General features: G+C 65.7%; 16 protein-coding genes. 1 reads left to right on the top strand and 15 read right to left on the bottom strand.

Translation table 11 applies throughout. The features are described 5' to 3' along the window. Positions 1 to 4: 4 nt before the first annotated feature. Positions 5 to 3,445, bottom strand: coding sequence for a DNA polymerase III subunit alpha (dnaE, locus tag EJJ38_RS08985; protein WP_127089733.1), 3,441 nt, complete (start codon positions 3,443 to 3,445; stop codon positions 5 to 7). A gap of 300 nt (positions 3,446 to 3,745) precedes the next feature. On the opposite strand from dnaE, the gene EJJ38_RS08990 reads away from it, so the two are divergent. Further along, positions 3,746 to 4,180, top strand: a complete 435-nt coding sequence (locus EJJ38_RS08990; RefSeq protein WP_127089734.1) for an EamA family transporter — start codon at positions 3,746 to 3,748, stop codon at positions 4,178 to 4,180. Positions 4,181 to 4,225: 45 nt separating this feature from the next. On the opposite strand, the gene EJJ38_RS08995 is transcribed toward EJJ38_RS08990, so the two are convergent. The 14 genes from EJJ38_RS08995 to nuoI form a co-directional block, all read right to left on the bottom strand. After that, positions 4,226 to 5,551 carry a peptide MFS transporter gene (locus EJJ38_RS08995; RefSeq protein WP_127089735.1) on the bottom strand — a complete coding sequence of 442 codons (1,326 nt, stop codon included), beginning with the start codon at positions 5,549 to 5,551 and terminating at the stop codon, positions 4,226 to 4,228. Positions 5,552 to 5,677: 126 nt separating this feature from the next. After that, positions 5,678 to 6,382: an ABC transporter ATP-binding protein gene (locus tag EJJ38_RS09000; RefSeq protein WP_127089736.1), complete on the bottom strand. Its 705-nt coding sequence runs from the start codon at positions 6,380 to 6,382 to the stop codon at positions 5,678 to 5,680. Next, complete coding sequence (locus EJJ38_RS09005; protein ID WP_127089737.1) at positions 6,382 to 7,671, bottom strand: lipoprotein-releasing ABC transporter permease subunit; 1,290 nt, start codon at positions 7,669 to 7,671, stop codon at positions 6,382 to 6,384. The genes EJJ38_RS09000 and EJJ38_RS09005 overlap by 1 nt, the downstream gene beginning before the upstream one ends. Positions 7,672 to 7,685: 14 nt before the next feature. Then, a complete protein-coding gene (gene proS, locus EJJ38_RS09010; protein ID WP_127089738.1) occupies positions 7,686 to 9,008 on the bottom strand; it encodes a proline--tRNA ligase in 1,323 nt (440 codons plus the stop codon). Between the two features lie 643 nt (positions 9,009 to 9,651). Beyond that, positions 9,652 to 9,930 carry a DUF1467 family protein gene (locus EJJ38_RS09015; protein WP_245454162.1) on the bottom strand — a complete coding sequence of 93 codons (279 nt, stop codon included), beginning with the start codon at positions 9,928 to 9,930 and terminating at the stop codon, positions 9,652 to 9,654. Between the two features lie 4 nt (positions 9,931 to 9,934). After that, positions 9,935 to 10,339 (bottom strand): methylmalonyl-CoA epimerase, encoded by a 405-nt coding sequence (gene mce, locus EJJ38_RS09020; RefSeq protein WP_127089739.1) that lies wholly within the window; start codon positions 10,337 to 10,339, stop codon positions 9,935 to 9,937. A 148-nt stretch (positions 10,340 to 10,487) separates the two neighbouring features. After that, positions 10,488 to 12,155, bottom strand: coding sequence for a ribonuclease J (locus tag EJJ38_RS09025; protein ID WP_127089740.1), 1,668 nt, complete (start codon positions 12,153 to 12,155; stop codon positions 10,488 to 10,490). A 7-nt stretch (positions 12,156 to 12,162) separates the two neighbouring features. Next, positions 12,163 to 12,930, bottom strand: a complete 768-nt coding sequence (locus EJJ38_RS09030) for a biotin--[acetyl-CoA-carboxylase] ligase (protein ID WP_127089741.1) — start codon at positions 12,928 to 12,930, stop codon at positions 12,163 to 12,165. A gap of 3 nt (positions 12,931 to 12,933) precedes the next feature. Continuing rightward, entirely contained in the window at positions 12,934 to 14,364 is a 1,431-nt protein-coding gene (gene nuoN / locus EJJ38_RS09035) for an NADH-quinone oxidoreductase subunit NuoN (RefSeq protein WP_127089742.1), read from the bottom strand. A gap of 14 nt (positions 14,365 to 14,378) precedes the next feature. Next, positions 14,379 to 15,893 carry an NADH-quinone oxidoreductase subunit M gene (locus EJJ38_RS09040; RefSeq protein WP_127089743.1) on the bottom strand — a complete coding sequence of 505 codons (1,515 nt, stop codon included), beginning with the start codon at positions 15,891 to 15,893 and terminating at the stop codon, positions 14,379 to 14,381. Positions 15,894 to 15,895: 2 nt separating this feature from the next. Further along, the gene (gene nuoL, locus EJJ38_RS09045) at positions 15,896 to 17,821 is read right to left on the bottom strand and encodes an NADH-quinone oxidoreductase subunit L (RefSeq protein ID WP_127089744.1); all 1,926 of its coding nucleotides are present in this window, start codon (positions 17,819 to 17,821) and stop codon (positions 15,896 to 15,898) included. A 4-nt stretch (positions 17,822 to 17,825) separates the two neighbouring features. Then, complete coding sequence (gene nuoK / locus EJJ38_RS09050) at positions 17,826 to 18,134, bottom strand: NADH-quinone oxidoreductase subunit NuoK (protein WP_127089745.1); 309 nt, start codon at positions 18,132 to 18,134, stop codon at positions 17,826 to 17,828. Between the two features lie 10 nt (positions 18,135 to 18,144). Continuing rightward, positions 18,145 to 18,756, bottom strand: coding sequence for an NADH-quinone oxidoreductase subunit J (locus EJJ38_RS09055; protein WP_127089746.1), 612 nt, complete (start codon positions 18,754 to 18,756; stop codon positions 18,145 to 18,147). Positions 18,757 to 19,000: 244 nt separating this feature from the next. Continuing rightward, a complete protein-coding gene (gene nuoI / locus EJJ38_RS09060; protein ID WP_127089747.1) occupies positions 19,001 to 19,489 on the bottom strand; it encodes an NADH-quinone oxidoreductase subunit NuoI in 489 nt (162 codons plus the stop codon). Between the last annotated feature and the right edge of the window lie 20 nt (positions 19,490 to 19,509).

Raw genomic sequence — 19,509 nt, forward strand, 5'->3', positions numbered from 1 at the left:
GGCGTCAGCCGGCTTCCACCGCCACCACGCCGGGAATGGCCTTGATGGCGCCCGCGATCTGCGGCGAGACCGGGAAGCGGCCCTCCAGGCGGATCTCTACCTCCGCCTTGCTCTCCTCCATGAGCAGGATGAGGCTGACCTCGCCGTCGCCCTTGCCGTCCAGGCGCCGGGAAATGCCCTCCAGCGGCTCGGTGGAGCGCACGAAGATGCGCAGCGCCTTGTGGTGGCGGGAGGTGGCCTCGTCCAGCTTCTCGCAGGACTGGATGCGCAGGCGCACGTCTTCGCCCTGAAGCTCCGCCGCCACCATCATGAGCAGCGGCGTGCCGGGCTCCAGCAGGTCGCGATAATGGGCGAGCCCTTCCGAGAAGATCACCCCCTCGAAATGGCCGGACGGGTCCGAGAGGCCCACAATGCCCATGCGGGTGCCGGACTTGGTGCGCCGCTCCTGCCGCGAGACCACCGTCGCGGCGATGCGCCCCGCCGCCGCGCCCGCCCGCACCGCCCGTGAGAAGTCCGAATAGGTCTGGACGCGCATGCGCTTGAGGGCCGGGGCGTAATCGTCCAGCGGATGGCCGGTGAGGAAGAAGCCGATGGCGTCATATTCCCGCTGGAGCCGTTCCGCCGGATCCCAGGGCTGCGCCTGCGGCAAGGGCAAGGTGGCCTTCACGGGGCCGGAGCCGAACATGTCGTCCTGCCCCACCGCCCTGCCCTGCTCCTCGCGCGCCGCATGGGCGACGATGGGCTCCAGGGAGGCGAAGACGCGGGCGCGGTTCTTCTCCAGCAGGTCGAAGCAGCCCGCCGCCGCAAGGCTTTCCAGGGTCCGCTTGTTGACCATCTTCACCGGCAGGCGCGCGGCGAAGTCGGCGAGGTCCGCGAACGGCTTGCCGCCCCGCGCCGCCACCAGCGCGTCCACCGCGCTGCCGCCCACGCCCTTGATGGCCGCCATGGCATAGATGATCTTGCCGTCCACCACCTGGAATTCGCGGGCGGACAGGTTCACCGAAGGCGGCACCACCTCGATGCCCAGCCGCTGCGCCTCCTGGCGGAATTCCGCCAGCTTGTCGGTATTGCCCATGTCCAGCGTCATGGAGGCGGCGAGGAATTCAGTGGCGTAGTTCGCCTTCAGCCAGGCCGTCTGGTAGGCGACGATGGCATAGGCGGCGGCGTGGGACTTGTTGAAGCCGTAGTCCGCGAACTTGGCCAGCAGGTCGAAGATGGTGTCCGCCTGCGCCTTCGGCACATCCCGCTCGGCGGCGCCGGTCACGAAGCGCTCGCGCTGCTTCTCCATCTCGGCGCGGATCTTCTTGCCCATGGCGCGGCGCAGCAGGTCCGCCTCGCCCAGCGAATAGCCGGAAAGCGCCTGGGCGATCTGCATCACCTGTTCCTGGTAGATGATGACGCCGAAGGTTTCCTTCAGATAGGGCTCAAGCTTCGGGTGAATATAGTCCGGCTGGGCGCGCCCGTGCTTGCAGTCGCAATAGACCGGAATGTTGGCCATGGGGCCGGGGCGATAGAGGGCCACCAGCGCGATGAGGTCTTCCACGCGGTCGGCCTTCATGTCCACCAGCGCGCGGCGCATGCCCGCGCTTTCCACCTGGAACACGCCCACCGTCTCGCCCCGCGCCAGCATGGCGTAGGTCTTGGGGTCGTCCAGGGGGATCTTGGACATGTCGATGTCGATGCCGCGCTGGCGGATCAGCTTGGCGGCGGTCTCGATGACGGTCAGGGTTTTCAGGCCGAGGAAGTCGAACTTCACAAGGCCCGCCTGCTCCACCCATTTCATATTGTACTGGGTGACCGGCATGTCGGACTTGGGGTCTCGATAGAGCGGCACCAATTGGTGCAGCGGCCGGTCGCCGATCACGATGCCCGCCGCATGGGTGGAGGCGTGGCGGTTCAGCCCCTCCAGGCGCACGGCGATATCGAAGGCGCGCTTCACCACCTCTTCCTGGTCGCGCGCCGCCTGAAGGCGCGGCTCGTCCTCGATGGCCTGCTTCAGTGTGACGGGCGCGGCCGGATTCTGGGGCACCAGCTTGCAGAGCTTGTCCACCTGCCCATAGGGCATTTCCAGCACGCGCCCCACGTCGCGCAGCACGCCGCGCGCCTGCAAGGTGCCGAAGGTGATGATCTGCGCCACCTGCGAGCGCCCGTAGCGCTGCTGGACGTATTGGATCACCTCGTCGCGCCGGTCCTGGCAGAAGTCCACGTCGAAGTCCGGCATGGAGACGCGGTCAGGGTTCAGGAAGCGCTCGAACAGAAGCCCGAACCGCAGCGGGTCGAGGTCCGTGATCTGGAGCGAATAGGCCACCAGCGATCCCGCGCCCGAGCCGCGCCCCGGCCCCACGGGAATGTCGTGGGCCTTCGCCCATTTGATGAAGTCCGACACGATGAGGAAGTAGCCGGGGAACTTCATGCGCGCGATGATGGAAATCTCGTAGGCGAGGCGCTCCTCATAGACGCTCACCTCCAGCCCCTCGGCCGGGCCGTGCTTGGCGAGGCGCTGGGCGAGGCCCTCTTTGGCCTGCCGCTCCAGCTCGGCCGCCTCGGCGGCGATGGCGTCCTCGCCCTTGGAATCGCCGGTGGTGAAGCGCGGCAGAATGGGCTTCTGAGTGCGTACCCGGTAGGCGCAGCGCCGGGCGATCTCCACCGTGTTGGCGGTGGCCTCCGGCAGGTCCGCGAACAGGGTGAGCATTTCGGCGCGCGTCTTGAAGCGATGCTCGGCGGTGAGGCGGCGGCGGTCCCCCTCGGACACCATCCGGCCTTCCGCGATGCAGATCAGCGCGTCATGGGCCTCATAATCCGCATTGGAGCCGAAGAAGGGTTCGTTGGAGGCCACCAGCGGCAGGCCCTTGGCATAGGCAAGGTCGAGCAGCGCCGGTTCGGCCAGCCGCTCCACATCCATGCCGTGCCGCTCCACCTCCACATAGAGCCGGTCGCCGAACAGGCCCGTGAGCGCATCGAGCCTTTGGGCGGCGATGTCCGCATGGCCCGCCGCCAAGGCCCGGTCGATGGGCCCGGCGGGGCCGCCGGTGAGCGCGATCAGGCCCTCATGGGCGCCCGTGAGCCAGTCCAGGGCGATGCGCGGCTCCTCGTCGCTGGGCGTCTCCAGGAAGGCGCGGGACACCAGCGTCATGAGGTTGCGCCAGCCCGCCTCCTGGGCGGCCAGCAGCACGATGCGCGGCTTGCGCACCAGCAGCGGCGCGCGGCCGCCGACAGGCTCCGGCAGATCGAGCGCCACCGCGCAGCCGATGATGGGCTGGATGCCCACGCCCGACATCTTCTCGGAGAATTCCAGCGCCCCGAACAGGTTGCCCGTGTCCGTCAGCGCCAAGGCCGGCTGGGCATCCGCCTTGGCGAGATCCGCCAGCTTGCCGAAGGTCAGCGCCCCTTCCAGCAGCGAATAGGAGGAATGGACGTGCAGATGGATGAAGCCAGGATCGGACATGGGGTCTCAGGGGGGCGCGAGTCTGGCGGCCATCTTAGAGGGCGATGCCCCCACATCGAAGCCCGTTCGCTTCCATGTGGGCCGTGAATCGCGCCCGCTCGATAATCGAGAGCCGGATCCTCCACCGCGCATGGACCGGGGGGCACATCCACGGGCCGCACCGAGGGCAGCGATCACGCCATGATGTCTATCGCCCGTCGTCCCCGTCTCGCGGCTTCCGCGGCCCGGAGGGGCCGGGAGGACTGCACCCCCGCGCCGCGCCGTGCCACCCTGTCCGCGTCACGGCGAGGGAGGGCATCCATGAGAAGCGTCATCGGAAGCTGGCAGTTCTGGGCGGTGGGATCGGCGGCGTTCGCGGCGCTCACGGCCATCTTCGCCAAGGTGGGCGTGGGCGGGATCAACAGCGACCTCGCCACCCTGATCCGCACCGTGGTGATTGTGGCCGTCATCGGCCTGCTGGTGGCGGGCACCGGGGCCTGGCAGCCGCTGGAGACCATCTCCACCCGCACCTGGCTGTTCCTGGTGCTGTCGGGCCTCGCCACGGGGGCGTCATGGCTCTGCTATTTCCGCGCCCTTCAGATGGGGCCGGCGGGACAGGTGGCGCCCGTGGACAAATTGAGCGTCGTCCTCGTGGCGGTGTTCGGCGTGCTGTTCCTGGGCGAGCGGCTCAGCGCCGTGAACTGGGCCGGAGTGACCATGATCGCGGCGGGCGCGATCATGGTCTCGCTGCGGTGACGGCTTCGCCGGCGGCGGGCGCTTTGCCCGCCGCTCGCAGACGCTCTAGGCGGCGTGCTCGGCGGCCATTTCCCGCTTCTCGGTGCGCTCAAGCGCACGGCCCACCCTCACCATCAGGAAAGTGCAGACCAGGGCCATGACGGCCTGGATGCCGAAATAGAGGCCGGTATTGATCTGGCCGTACAGCTGGTCGAACAGGGCGCCGAAGGAATCGCCGAAGAAGCTGGTCATGAGGAAATAGCCCGTGACCTGCGACTTCATGTTGGTCGGCGCCACCACGTAGCAAAGCTGGAGCCCCACCACCGAGATGCACAATTCGCCCATGGTGATGAGGAAGGTGGCCAGCACCAGATACCAGATGGAGACCCTCCCCTCCCCCGCGAACCAGCCCACGCCCGTCATCACCACCATGGCCGCCACCGTGAGGGCGAAGCCGATGATCATTTTGTCCGTGGGCAGCAGGCCGCCATTGGTGCGCGCGTCCACCTTCTGCCAGATCAAGGCGAGGGCGGGCGTGAACAGGATGATGATGAGCGGGTTGAGGCCCTGGGTCTGGTCGGCGGTGATGGAGAAGCCCAGCGGCCAGAGCTCCAGGTCCATGTGGCTGTTGGCCATGAACACCCAGGTGGAGGCGGCTTGGTCGGCGATGAACCAATAGACCGCGACCAGGGCAAGAACCCCCGCAAGACGCCCCAGCACGGCCCGCTCGGCCCGCTTCTGCTCCGGGGTCTTCGGCTCGAAATGCCAGCGCACACTCTCCGGCGGAAAGTGAGAGCGACCCAGCACGAAGATGATCATGGACAGCGCGATGAGGACCGCCGGGATGAGCAGCGCGATGTCATAGCCGTAGTGGATCATGACGATGGGCAGCGACAGCGAGGCGATGGTCGAGCCCAGATTGATGGCCGCATAGTAATAGGCGAACGCATCGTCCAGCAGATGCCCCTTGCCGAGGCGCTCATACATCAAACCCATCAGGACCGAGGTGTTCGGCTTGATGGTGCCCGAGCCGAGCGCCAGGAGCGCGAGCGCCAGGAACAGGAAGAAGTCAGTGCGGAAATAACCGAGAATGAGGTGGCCCAGGATGTAGGGAATGCAGAACCAGACAATAGTACGGTACCGCCCGAGGAAGTGGTCGGCGATGAAGCCGCCGAGAATCGGGGTCAGGTAGCAGGCCGCCGTGAACAGCTGAACGATGGAACCCGAATCGGCCTCCGCGAAGCCGAACACGTTCACGAGGTAGAGCGCCAGCAGCACCCGCATGCCGTAGAAGCTGGCCCGCTCGGCGAACTCAGCCCAAAAAACGAACCAAAAACCAATTGGATGCCCGGACAATAGCCATTTTCCGCCGGAACGCGCGACCGTCGCCATGAAACCCCCGCAGTCTCGGCACGTCGATCTTGTGGAGACGCGCCGCTTCCCCGGCCACCCGCAGCCGGTTGATACATTTATGACTGCAAATCTTATTCCAGGCTTGTGACTTAGCCCCGCACCGCCCTAATCCAGCTCAATCACGGCCCCGTCCTGAACGGTGACCCGGCGGTCCATCTGCGCGGCAAGGGCGAGATTGTGGGTGGCGATGAGGGCGGCCACCCCGGTGGCATGCACCAGTTCCGTGAGCGCCCCGAACACATGGTCGGATGTGCGCGGATCCAGGTTTCCCGTGGGCTCGTCCGCCAGCAGCAGGCGCGGCGCATTGGCGAGCGCGCGGGCGATGGCGACGCGCTGCTGCTCGCCGCCGGACAGTTCCGAAGGCCGATGCGTCAGGCGCTTGCCAAGACCCAGATAACTCAGCAGATCCTTGGCCCGTGCCTCCGCCGCCGTCTTGGAAAGGCCGCGGATCATCTGCGGCAGCACCACGTTTTCCAGCGCGGTGAACTCGCCCAGCAGATGGTGGAACTGATAGACGAAACCCACATGCAGGCGGCGGATGCGGGTGCGCTCGGCGTCGGACAGCTTGGAGGTGGGCCGCCCGTCGATGAACACCTCGCCCTCGTCGGGATGCTCCAGAAGGCCCGCCAGATGCAGCAGCGTGGACTTGCCGCTGCCCGACGGGGCCACCAGAGCCACCGACTGCCCGTGCTCTATGACGAGGTCGGCATTGCGCAGAATCTCGATATGCCCCTCGCCCTGCTTATAGCGGCGCCCCACGCCCGCAAGGGCCATGGCAGGGGTGTATTCGGGGGGACCGCCTGCCGTCATCACTCGTATCTCAAGGCTTCGACGGGATCGAGACGCGCGGCCCGCCAGGAGGGATAGAGGGTGGCGAGGAGCGAGAGGACAAGCGCCATCACCACCACGGACGTGGTCTCGCTCGCATTCATCTGCGCGGGCAGCTTGGAGAGATAATACAGCTCCGGCGAGAACAACTCGGTGCTGGTGAGCCAGGAGATGAAGCGCCGGATTTCCTCGATATTGAGACAGACCAGCACACCCAGCCCCAGCCCCACCGCCGTGCCCACGAAGCCGATGCTCGCGCCGGTGATGAGGAAGACCCGCATGATGGCGCCCTGGGTCGCCCCCATGGTGCGCAGCACCGCGATGTCGTGCCCCTTGTCCTTCACCAGCATGATGAGGCCGGACACGATGTTCAGCGCCGCCACCAGCACGATCAGGGTGAGGATGAGGAACATCACGTTCCGCTCCACCTGGAGGGCGTTGAAAAAGGTGGCGTTCCGCTGTCGCCAGTCCACGATATAGACCGGCCGCTCCGCCGCCGCGAGGATGGCGGGGCGCAGCTCGGCCACATCGTCGGGATTGTCGATATAGACCTCGATGGCGTTCACATCGCCATTGCGGTTGAAATAGGCCTGGGCCTCCGGCAGCGGCATGAAGAGGAAGGCGCCGTCATATTCCGACATGCCGATCTCGAAGATGGCCGCCACCTTGTAGACCTTGATGCGGGGCGATGTGCCCATGGGCGTCACCGCGCCGCGCGGGGCGACGAGCGTGATGTTGTCGCCCGCATGCAGCGAGAGCTGGTCGGCGAGCCGTTTGCCGATGGCCACCCCCTGCCCCTGGTCGAAGCCTTCCAGCGTGCCGCTCTTGATGTTGTTGGCGATGGAGGGGAGCTTGCGCAGGTCTGCCTCGCTGAGGCCGCGCACCAGCACGCCGGAGGCGTTGTAGGCGGACGAGGCGAGCGCCTGTCCTTCCACCAGGGGCACGGCCATGCGCACCCCCTTCAGCTTGGCGATGCGCTCCGCCACCTCCTTATAGTCGGTGAGCGGCCGTTCCAGCGGCTGGACCAGGATATGGCCGTTGAGGCCCAGGATCTTGCCCAGCAATTCCTGGCGGAAGCCGTTCATCACCGCCATCACGATGATCAGCGTCGCCACCCCCAGCACGATGCCGAGGAAGGAGAAGCCGGCGATGACGGAGATGAAGCCTTCCTTGCGCCGGGCCCGCAGGTAGCGCAGCGACAGCATCCATTCGAACGCGGAAAAGGGCCGGGTCCCCGTGGGTTCCGGCGAAGCCTCCGCGCCCTTTGCCATACGCTGCGCTCCTGTCACGCGGTGAGCCGTTCGACCACGTCGTCGATCGACATGAGTTCACGCGCCCCGTCCACCCGCCGCTTCAGTTCCACCTTGCCCTCGGCGAGGCTCTTCGGCCCCACCAGGATCTGCCAGGGCAGGCCGATCAGGTCGGCGGTGGCGAACTTCGCGCCGGCCCGCTCGTCCGTGTCGTCATAGAGCACGTCCTTGCCGGCGGCGGTCAGGCGCGCATAGAGCGCGCCGCAAGCGGCGTCGGTGGCGGAATCGCCGGTCTTGAGATTGAGGATGCCCACCTGGAAGGGCGCCACGGCGTCCGGCCAGATGATTCCCGCCTCGTCATGGGAGGCCTCGATCATCGCCGCCACGAGGCGCGAGGGGCCGATGCCGTAGGAGCCCATGTGGATGAGGTGCTCGGCGCCGTCCGGCCCCTGCACCTTGGCGCCGAAGGGCTCGGAATATTTGGTGCCGAAATAGAAGATGTGGCCCACCTCGATGCCGCGCGCGGCCATGCGGCGGGCGTCGGGAATCGCGGCGAAGGCGGCCTCGTCATGCTTCTCGGAGGTGGCGGCATAAAGCTCGGTCCACTGGTCCACGAGATCCTGCAGGCCCGCTTTGTCGTCGAAGTCGGTGGAGACGGCGGGGGCGGCCTTGTCCAGATAGTCGGCGTGGCAGAACACCTCGCTCTCGCCCGTGGAGGCGAGAATGATGAATTCGTGCGAAAGGTTGCCGCCGATGGGACCCGTGTCCGCCACCATGGGAATCGCTTTCAGCCCCATCCGGGAGAAGGTGCGCAGATAAGCGACGAACATCTTGTTGTAGGAATGGCGGGCGCCGGCCGCATCCAGATCAAATGAATAGGCGTCCTTCATCAGGAATTCGCGCGAGCGATAGACGCCGAAGCGCGGGCGCACCTCGTCCCGGAACTTCCACTGGATGTGATAGAGGTTCAGCGGCAGCGCCTTGTAGGACTTCACATAGGCCCGGACGATCTCGGTGATCATCTCCTCATTGGTGGGCCCATAGAGCACATCGCGGTCGTGCCGGTCGCGGATGCGCAGCATCTCCTTGCCGTAGTCGTCATAGCGGCCGCTCTCGCGCCACAGGTCCGCCGACTGGATGGTGGGCATCAGCATCTCGATGGCGCCCGCCCGATTCTGCTCCTCGCGAATGATTCCGCAGATCTTGTTGAGCACCCGGTGGCCGAGCGGCAGCCACGCATAGATGCCCGCGCTCTCCTGACGCACCATGCCCGCCCGCAGCATGAGCCGGTGGGACACGATCTCCGCCTCCTTCGGAACCTCGCGAAGAATGGGCAGGAAATATCGGGACAGACGCATGATGGGACTCAAGAGGCTAGCGATTGCGTGGCCGCCAGTGAAAGCGGAACGGTCGGAAAAACACAAGCCCGCGACGGCGCCGTGACGGGCAAACCGGGGATGCCGCGATGGCACTGTTCCGAGGCGCGGGCAGAAGCTTCACCCCAGATGTTGTGCAACGCAGCAAAAGATCTATTGCGGCGCAAGGATGACAAACACGTAAATCTTGTTCTACTTTAGCCAAGTCAAAAGAAAGGGGTCCGCCATTGTGCCTTTCACGGCATCTTGGGAGAGGTCCAGGTCTCGGGAGGAAGGTCAAACAATAAGCCGCCCGACGCTGGCCTCGTGAAGGCCCGATAGAATCGGAAGCGGCAGCGCTCTGCCGGTGCGTTCGCACCCACGGACCGGCTGAACTAAGATACGCGCACGAAATAAAGGCGAGGCAACGGCCTCGCCTTTTTCTTTTTCTCACACCATCCACATGGGAAACGCCTGCGGGCGGAGCGGGCTAAGTCGGATCGCCATTCCAGCGGTCTGAGCGGCTTTTCAAAGCAGGAAGCGTCATGGCGGGGCTTCCCCCGGCCATCCACGGGGCTCCGCTGGGGCCGCGCGCGACGCGGCCCCATCATGCCCATCAATCTGAATGTCGATCCGTCCTCGCGGCCTACCAATTGTCCGTCTTGAACGGCATCGGCAGGTCCGACAGGCGCACCACCCCGCTGGTGCCGATCCAGATGAGGCCCGCCGTCACGAACGCCGCCACGATGCTGGTGGCGATGGCCTTGCGCAGGAGATTCGGATGCCGGGGCGCGCCGGGATCGGTTCCCGGCGTGATGTCGCCCTCCTCCGCCTGGCTGCGCACGCCCCAGGGCAGAACAACGAACAGCATCACCCACCAGGTGATGAAATAGATGGCCGCATAGGTGCCGATGGCCATGCCCATGCTCTCAGGCCTGCTCCAGCTCCACCAGAGTCCCGTTGAAGTCCTTCGGGTGAAGGAACAGGACCGGCTTGTTATGGGCGCCGATCTTCGGCTCCCCGTCGCCCAGCACCCGCGCGCCCTGCGCCTTCAGCTGGTCGCGGGCGGCGATGATGTCGTCCACCTCGTAGCAGATGTGGTGGATGCCGCCGTCCGGATTGCGCTCCAGGAACTTGGCGATGGGGGACGATTCGCCCAGCGGCTCCAGAAGCTCGATCTTGGTGTTGGGGAGGTTGATGAAGACGGTGGTGACGCCATGGGCGTGCTGGGCCACCTGCTCGGACACGTCCGCGCCCAACGTGTCGCGATAAAGCGCGGTGGCCGCGGCAATGTCGCGAACCGCGATGGCCACATGGTTCAGCCGTCCGATCATCGTCCCCTCCTCAATGCGCACCTTGAAGGCGCTTATCCTATCAAAGGCCCGGCCGTCTTCGCATGGGTCTTTGAGTCCGCACACGCGGCACTTCGCTTCACCTCACGCCGGCCCGGGCGCAACCCGCCCGATGCCAGCCGAGGCCGCCTCAGACCTCGATCACGTGGACGTGGCAAACCGGCTTCTTGCCCCAGATGGCGTTGACCGCCCCCCGGATGGCCTTCTCCAGCGAATCGGACACGGCTTCAGCATCCCGCCGCCGCGCGCGGGGCAGGTTGTCCAGGGTGGTCACCAGCGTGTCGAGGATATGGTCGAGCGTATCGACGCCCCCCTCCCCCCGCTCGGGAAGGCCGGAGCATTCCACGCTGGGATCACCCACCAGATTGCCCTTGGAATCCATGGCGAACGCCACGGAGACCACGCCCACGAAGCTGAGCTTGCGCCGCTCGGGAATGGTGCGCTCGGCCTCGGGGATGAGCAGGCGCCCATCCTTGTAGAGGCGGCCGAAGGGGATGTCGTCCACCCGCTCGGCGGGCCCCGGCGCGAGGCGCACCACATGCCCGTCCGAGCACAGCACGATCTCCGGCACGCCGAGGCGGCGGGCAAGGTCGGCATGGGCGGCCAGATGCATGGGCTCGCCATGCACGGGCACGCTCACCTGCGGGCGCACCCAGCCGTACATCTGCTCCAGCTCGCCCCGCCGGGGATGGCCGGAGACGTGCACGAGCCCGTCGCGATCGGTCATCACGTTGATGCCGCGCTTCACGAGGCCGTTGATGACCTTGTTCACCACCTTCTCGTTGCCGGGAATGGTGCGTGAGGAGAAGACCACCAGATCGCCCTTGGAGAGGGCAATCTCGGGATGGTCGTCCTCCGAGATGCGGCGCAGGGCGGCGCGCGGCTCACCCTGGGAGCCGGTGAGCAGCGCCACCACCTTGTCGCGCGGCAGGTAGCCGTAGGATTCGGAGGTGCGGAAGGGCGGGATCCCGTCCAGATATCCCTGCTCGCGCGCGACGCCGATGACCCGGTCCATGGCGCGGCCCACCACCACCACTTCACGGTCATTGGCCATGGCGGCTTCCGCGATGGAGCGGATGCGGGCCACGTTGGACGAGAAGGTGGTGAAGCAGATGCGGTGCTTCGCCTTCGCGACGATCTCCTTCAGCGTCACCGCCACATCCGCCTCGGAGGGCGAAATGCCGTCGCGGACCGCATTGGTGGAATCGCAGATGATGGCGCGCACGCCCTCATCGCCGAGCGCCTTCAGGCGCGCGGAATCGGTGACGTGGCCCACCACCGGGCTGGGATCCAGCTTCCAGTCGCCGGTATGCAGCACCAGGCCCGCCGCCGTGCGGATGGCGATGGCGTGGCTGTCCGGGATGGAATGGGCGACGGGGATGAATTCCAGTTGGAACGGCCCGAGGTCGAACGGCTCACCGGCCCGCACGATGGTCATGGGCAGCTTCGGCGCGCCGGGCTCGGCAAAGCGCTTGGCCTCCAGCAGGCCCGCCGTGAAGCGGGTGGTGTAGATGGGGCATTTGAGGCGCGGCCACAGGTCCAGGATCGCGCCCACATGGTCCTCATGGCCATGGGTGAGGACGAGCCCTTCGATGGACTTGGCCTCGCGCTCCAGGAAGCGGATGTCGGGCAGGACGAGATCGACGCCGGGCGCCTCGTCGCCGGCGAAGCTCATGCCGAGATCGACCATGAGCCACCGGCGCGCGCGCTTGGGACCGAAGCCGTAAAGGCCGAGATTCATCCCGATCTCGCCCACCCCACCAAGGGGCGCGAAGACCAGTTCGGATGCGTCGGACATGCGGACCTTATTCTCCCTTCGGCAGGGAGACATCCCCGGCCGTGATGATTTCCGCGATGCCGTCCTTGCGCCGAAGCATCATGGCGCCCCGCACGTCAATGCTCTCGAAGCGGCCCGTCACCTCGCGCTCGCCCACCTTCACGGTGACCGTGTCGCCGATGGCGAAGGCGTGGCGCATCCAGTCGCTGCGGATGGACGCAAAGCCGTTGCCGCCATTCCACTGGTTCAGGCGCACGGCCATGGCCGTGTCCAGCGCCTCCAGCACCCGGTCGGGCGCGGCGGGCGCGCCTGCCGCTTCAAGGCTGGTGGCGGGATAAGGAAGGTCCTCGGGATGGTGCAGGCAATTGACGCCGAAACCCACCACGGCCGCCGGGCGTCCCGCCGGGTCCGTGCCGCCCTCAACCAGGATGCCGGCCAGCTTGCCGCCATTGAGGATGAGGTCGTTGGGCCATTTCAGCTTGAGCGCATCGGTGACCAGCAGCGGTGCGGCGGCGATGACCGCATCACGCAGAGCGAGGCCCGCGACGAAGCAGAGCTGCGCCACATTGGTGGGCGGCGCGGGATTGGGCAGAACAAGGGTCGCGAACAGGTTGCCCAGTTCGCTGGTCCATGGCCGCCCCCGCCGCCCGTGGCCCGCGGTCTGGATATCGGCCACCAGCCAAACCGGCATGGCCTCGCCGCGGGAGAGCCGGGCGAGGCCTTCGGTGTTGGTCGAGCCAATTTCCGTGAACCGGACGATCGGAACGGTGGAGCTTTGAAACCTGTGCAGCGCCATCGGTCAGAAAAGTGCGCGCGCAGCCGCTCCGGCCGCGTCGATGAGAGGGGCCGGCCAGAGGAAGTAGAACACTGTGAACAAGCCGGACACGCTCAGCACCGCCTTCAGCTCGCCGGGCATCGGATCGAACGCATCCGCCGGCTCGTCGAAATACATGATCTTCACGACCCGCAGATAATAGTACGCACCGACCACGGACGCGAGCACGCCGATGACAGCCAGACCATACAGGCCCGCCTGGATGGCGGCGAGGAAGACATAGTACTTTGCCAGGAAGCCGGCCAGCGGGGGAATGCCCGCCAGCGAGAACATCAGGCCGGAAAAGGCGAGCGCCATGAGCGGCCGGGTCCGGGACAGGCCGGCGAGGTCGTCGATGGTCTCCACGGCCTGGCCGTTGCGCCGCATGGACAGCACGCAGGCGAAGGAGCCCAGCGTCATGGCCACATAGATGGTCATGTACACCATCACGCCCCGGACACCCTGGGGGGTTGCGGCCGCGAGGCCCACCAGCGCGAAGCCCATATGGCCGATGGAGGAATAGGCCAGCAGGCGCTTGATGTTGCGCTGGCCGATGGCGGCGAAGGCACCCAGCACCATGGAGGCGATGGCCACGAAGGTGATGATCTGCTGCCAGGAATGGGTGACGTTGGGCAGCGCCTCCACGGCGACCCGCATGAACACCGCCATGGCGGCCACCTTGGGCGCGGTGGCGAAGAAGGCGGTCACCGGGGTGGGGGCGCCCTCATAGACGTCCGGCGTCCACATGTGGAACGGCACGGCCGACACCTTGAAGCAGAGGCCCGCCATGACGAACACGATGCCGAAGACGAGGCCCAGCGTGGGCGAGGTGGCGGCCTTGGCGATGCCGTCGAAATTCACCGTTCCGGTGAAGCCGTAGAGCAGCGAGGCGCCGTAGAGCAGCATGCCGGAGGAGAGCGAGCCCAGGACGAAATACTTCAGGCCCGCTTCCGTGGAACGCACGGATTCCCGGTTGATGGCCGCGATCACATAGAGCGACAGGCTCATGAGTTCGAGGCCGAGATAGAGGGCGATGAGGTCGCCCGCCGAGACCAGCATCATCATGCCGAGGGTGGAGATGAGCACCAGCACGGCATATTCGAACTTGTTCTGCCCCTCGCGGTTCAGCCAGTCCACCGACATGATGAGGGACACGGTCGCGCCCAGGAGCGCGAGGGCCTTCATGAAGCGGGAGAAGGGATCGATCACCAGCGCGCCGTTGAAGGCCGAAAGCGTCACCACCGGCTTCAGCAGGACCAGCAGCAGCACCGCCGCCAGCACCGCGATGGCGAGGCCGGTGACGAGGTTCGCCGACCGCTCGCCCTTGATGGCGCCGACGAGCAGCAGGATGATCGCCGCGAGCGCGAGCACCAGTTCCGGAAGGACGGCGCCAAGCGGGGGCAGGAAGGAGGACATCGGGCGACCTCGGGTCAGAAGCTGAACAGCAGCGAGGCGGTCTTGACCGCCTGGGCCACGGAATCGGTGCGGGCCACCACCGCGTTCACGGCGGTGGAGGTCATGTCGAGAATGGGCGCCGGCCAGAAGCCGAAGACCACCGTGAGCAGGATCAGCGGCACCATGATCGCCGTCTCGCGCCCATTGAGGTCGAGAATGCCCTTGAGGCTGTCCTTATCGAGCGTGCCGAACACCACGCGGCGATACAGGTACAGGGCATAGGCGGCCGAGAGGATCACGCCCGTGGCCGCGAAGAAGGCGACCCAGGTGTTGCGCTCGAACACCGCCATCATGGTGAGGAACTCGCCCACGAAGCCCGACGTGCCCGGCAGGCCCACATTGGCCATGGTGAAGATCATCAGGGCCACGGCGTATTTCGGCATGCGGTTCACGAGGCCGCCATAGGCGGAGATCTCGCGGGTGTGCATGCGGTCGTAAATGACGCCCACGCACAGGAACAGCGCGCCCGAGACGAAGCCGTGGGAGATCATCAGGAACATGGCGCCCTGGAGGCCCGCCTCGTTCATGGCGAAGATGCCCATGGTCACGAAGCCCATATGGGCGACCGACGAATAGGCGATCAGCTTCTTGATGTCCTCCTGCACCAGCGCCACCAGCGAGGTGTAGATGATGGCCACCACCGACAGGGTGTAGACCATGGGCGCGAACAGGTGCGACGCATCCGGGAACATGGGCAGCGAGAAGCGGATGAAGCCGTAGCCGCCCATCTTCAGCAGCACGCCCGCCAGGATCACCGAGCCCGCCGTGGGCGCCTCGACGTGCGCGTCGGGCAACCAGGTGTGCACCGGCCACATGGGCATCTTCACCGCGAAGGAGGCGAAGAAGGCCAGCCATAGCCACGTCTGCATGCCGGACGGGAAGCCGAACTGCATGAGGGTCGGGATGTCGGTGGTGCCGGCCGTCCAGTACATGGCCATGATGGCAAGCATCATGAGCACGGAGCCGAGCAGCGTGTAGAGGAAGAACTTGAAGCTCGCATAGATGCGGCGCGGACCGCCCCAGATGCCGATGATGAGGAACATCGGGATGAGGCCGGCTTCGAAGAAGAAGTAGAAGAGGACCAGGTCCAGCGCGCAGAAGGTGCCGACCATGAAGGTCTCCAGCACCAGGAACGCGATCATGTATTCCTTCACCCGCTTATGCACGCTCTCCCAGGAGGCGAGGATGCAGAAGGGCATGAGGAAGGTGGTGAGCAGCACCAGGGGCAGCGAGATGCCGTCCACGCCCATGTGATAGGCGGCGACGTCCCCGAGCCAGGGATGCTTCTCGACGAACTGGAAGCCGGGTGCCGAGGCATCGAAGCCCGGCAGCAGCAGCAGGGACACCACGAAGGTGACGAGGGTGGTCCACAGCGCAACCCAGCGGGCATTGCGCGCGGTCACTTCCTCGTCGCCCCGCACCACCATGATGAACAGGGCGCCGACGAGCGGCAGGAAGGTGATGACGGAGAGGATCGGCCAGGTGGTCATCGTCACACTCCGGCAAACATGAACCAGGTGATGAGAGCGGCCACGCCGATCAGCATCACGAAGGCATAGTGATAAAGGTAGCCGCTCTGCAGCCGGACCACGCGGCCCGTGACGTCGAGCACCCGGGCGGAGACCCCGTTGGGCCCCCAGCCGTCGATGATGCGCCCGTCACCCTGCTTCCAGAGCACCCGTCCGATCCACATGGAGGGGCGGATGAAGAGGAAGTCGTAGAGCTCGTCGAAGTACCACTTGTTCAGCAGGAACTGGTACAGCGCGTCCTGGCTCTTGGCGAGCCGCACGGGCAGCGAGCGGTCCACAACATAGAACCAGTAGGCCACCGCGAAGCCGAGCGCCATCATCAGCGTGGGCATGTACTTCGCCCAGAGCGGGATGTTGTGCATCTCGTGCAGGATGTGGTTCTCGGCGCCCATGAAGATGGCGTGGCCGAAGAAGTGGTGCACGTTCTCGCCGACGAAGTCGTTGAAGAAGACCGCGCCCGCGAACACCGAACCGATGGCGAGCACGCCCAGCGGAATGGTCATCACCAGCGGCGATTCATGCGCCGCGTCATAATGGTGATGGTCGTGTGGCTTGCCGTGGAAGGTGAGGAAGACGAGGCGCCAGGAATAGAAGGAGGTCAGCGCCGCGGCGCCCACCGTCATCACCCAGCCATAGAGGGCGAACGTGCCATGGGAGGCCCAGGCCGCCTCGATGATGGCGTCCTTCGAGTAATAGCCGGCGAGGAACGGGAAGCCGGTGATGGCCAGCGTGCCGATCATCATGGCGCCGTAGGTGAAGGGGATCTTCTTCCAGAGCCCGCCCATGTTCCGCATGTCCTGCTCATGGTGCATCGCCGTGATGACCGAGCCGGCGCTGAGGAACAGCAGCGCCTTGAAGCAGGCATGGGTGAAGAGGTGGAACACGCCGATGGAATAGGCGCCCGTTCCCATGGCCACGAACATGTAGCCGAGCTGGGAGCAGGTGGAATAGGCGATCACCTTCTTGATGTCGTTCTGCACCAGCGCGATGGTCGCGGCGAACACCGAGGTGGTGGCGCCCACCAGCATGATGAGGTCCAGCGCGGTCGGCGACAGCTCGAAGATGGGCGACATGCGCGCCACCATGAACACGCCGGCGGTCACCATGGTGGCCGCGTGGATGAGGGCCGAGACCGGGGTCGGGCCCTCCATGGCGTCGGGCAGCCAGGTGTGCAGCAGGAACTGCGCGGACTTACCCATGGCGCCGATGAACAGCAGGATACAGATGACCGTCGGCGCATCCCAATTGTGGCCGAGGAAGGAGATGGTCTTGCCCGCAAGGCTGGGCGCCTGGGCGAACACCGTCTCGAAGCTCACCGCCCCGGTCATCACGAAGATGGCGAAGATGCCAAGCAGGAACCCGAAGTCACCCACGCGGTTCACCACGAACGCCTTCATGGCGGCGGCGTTGGCGGAGGGCTTCTGGAAATAGAAGCCGATGAGCAGATAGGAGGCGAGGCCCACGCCCTCCCAGCCGAAGAACAGCTGCAGCAGGTTGTCCGCCGTCACCAGCATGAGCATGGCGAACGTGAACAGGGACAGATAGCCGAAGAAGCGCGGACGGAACGGATCGTCGTGCATGTAGCCGATCGAATACAGATGCACGAGCGAAGACACCGTGGTGACGACGATCAGCATGATCGCGGTCATGGTGTCGATGCGGAGCGCCCAATCGACCTTGAAGTCGCCCACATAGATCCACTGCATCAGCTGGACGCGCACATCGTGGCCGCCGATGGCCACGTTGAAGAAGGCGATCCAGGAGAGGATGCAGGCAATGAACAGGAACGACGTGGTCACCACCTCGGACGCGCGGGCGCCGATGGCGCGCCCGAACATGCCTGTGATGAGGAAGCCGATGAGGGGGAGGAAGACGATAGCCTGATACATGGCCTCAGCCCTTCATGGCGTTGATGTCCTCGACGGCGATCGAACCGCGGTTGCGGTAGAACACCACGAGGATGGCGAGACCAATGGCCGCTTCGGCAGCGGCCACCGTCAGCACGAGCAGCGCGAACACCTGCCCGACGATGTTCCCGAGGAACATCGAGAAGGAGACGAGGTTGATGTTCACCGCCAGCAGGATGAGCTCCACCGACATCAGGATGACGATGACGTTCTTCCGATTGAGGAAGATGCCCAGCGTTCCCAGCGTGAACAGGATCGCCGCGACGGTGAGGTAGTGGGACAGTCCGATTTCCATCATCCCCTCCTCAGATACCCTGGCCCGGCCGGACCTTGACCACTTCCATGGCCTGCTCCGGCGTGCGTGCGACCTGATCGGAAATGTTCTGACGCTTCACGTTGGGCTTGTGGCGGAGCGTCAGCACGATGGCACCGATCATTGCGACGAGGAGAACCATGCCGGCCGCCTCGAAGAAGTAGACATATTCCGTGTAGAGCACGCGGCCGAGCTGCTGCGTGTTGGTGAGGTGCGAGGTCGCCTCGGCGATGGCCGGAACAGTGGCGATGGTGGAGCTGGTGGCCCAGCTGCCCACGACCAGAACAAGCTCCGCGAGGAAGATGACCCCGATCAGCACCCCAATGGGCAGATATTGCAGGAAGCCCTGCCTCAGCTCGACGAAGTCCACGTCCAGCATCATCACCACGAAGAGGAAGAGCACCGCGACGGCGCCCACATAGACCACGATGAGGATGAGGCCGAGGAATTCGGCACCGATCAGGATGAACAGACCCGCCGCATTAACGAAGCAGAGGATCAGGAACAGCACCGAGTGAACCGGGTTGCGCGAGGCGATGACCATGAAGGCCGAGGCCACCAGCACGCCGGCGAACAGATAGAAAAACGCTGCCGCGACACTCATGCGCCGAGCCCCCCCTTGCGCGGCGCGCGAGCGCCGGTTCTCAACGCACCGTTCGGCGCACCGGCACGACCAAGTGCCTGCGGCCGGATGGCGGCGGTGTCCATGGCGGCGGCCCCTTGAAGCCGCAAGCGGCTACAGGCCCGTCGATAGCCCCTACCCATGACAAAAGTCCACTCGTCTGAGGCAGCCGCAGGAAGCGGCCGCCGCCCAACCCCGAATTGGCCGCCCATCGGGCGGCCCCGTCTCACCGGTACGGCGCATCCAGCGCGATCGCCTGCGCGATCTCGCGCTCCCAGCGGTCGCCATTGGAGAGCAGCCGTTCCTTGTCGTAATAGAGTTCTTCGCGCGTCTCGGTGGCGAACTCGAAGTTCGGCCCTTCCACGATGGCATCCACCGGGCACGCTTCCTGGCAGAAGCCGCAATAGATGCACTTCACCATGTCGATGTCGTAGCGCGTGGTGCGGCGCGTGCCGTCATTGCGGCGCGGGCCGGCCTCGATGGTGATGGCCTGCGCCGGGCAGATGGCCTCGCACAGCTTGCACGCGATGCAGCGCTCTTCGCCGTTGGGATAGCGGCGCAGCGCATGCTCGCCGCGGAAGCGCGGCGAGATGGGGTTCTTCTCGAACGGATAGTTGATGGTCGCCTTGGGCTTGAAGAAATAGCGCATGGCGAGGAAGAAGCCGGAGATCAGCTCCGTCAAGAAGATGGCGCGTGCCGCCTGGTCGAGCTTCATGGCTCAGCTCCGGTCGATTG

The organism is Aquabacter cavernae (assembly GCF_003993795.1).
Classification (GTDB): Bacteria; Pseudomonadota; Alphaproteobacteria; order Rhizobiales; family Xanthobacteraceae; genus Aquabacter; species Aquabacter cavernae.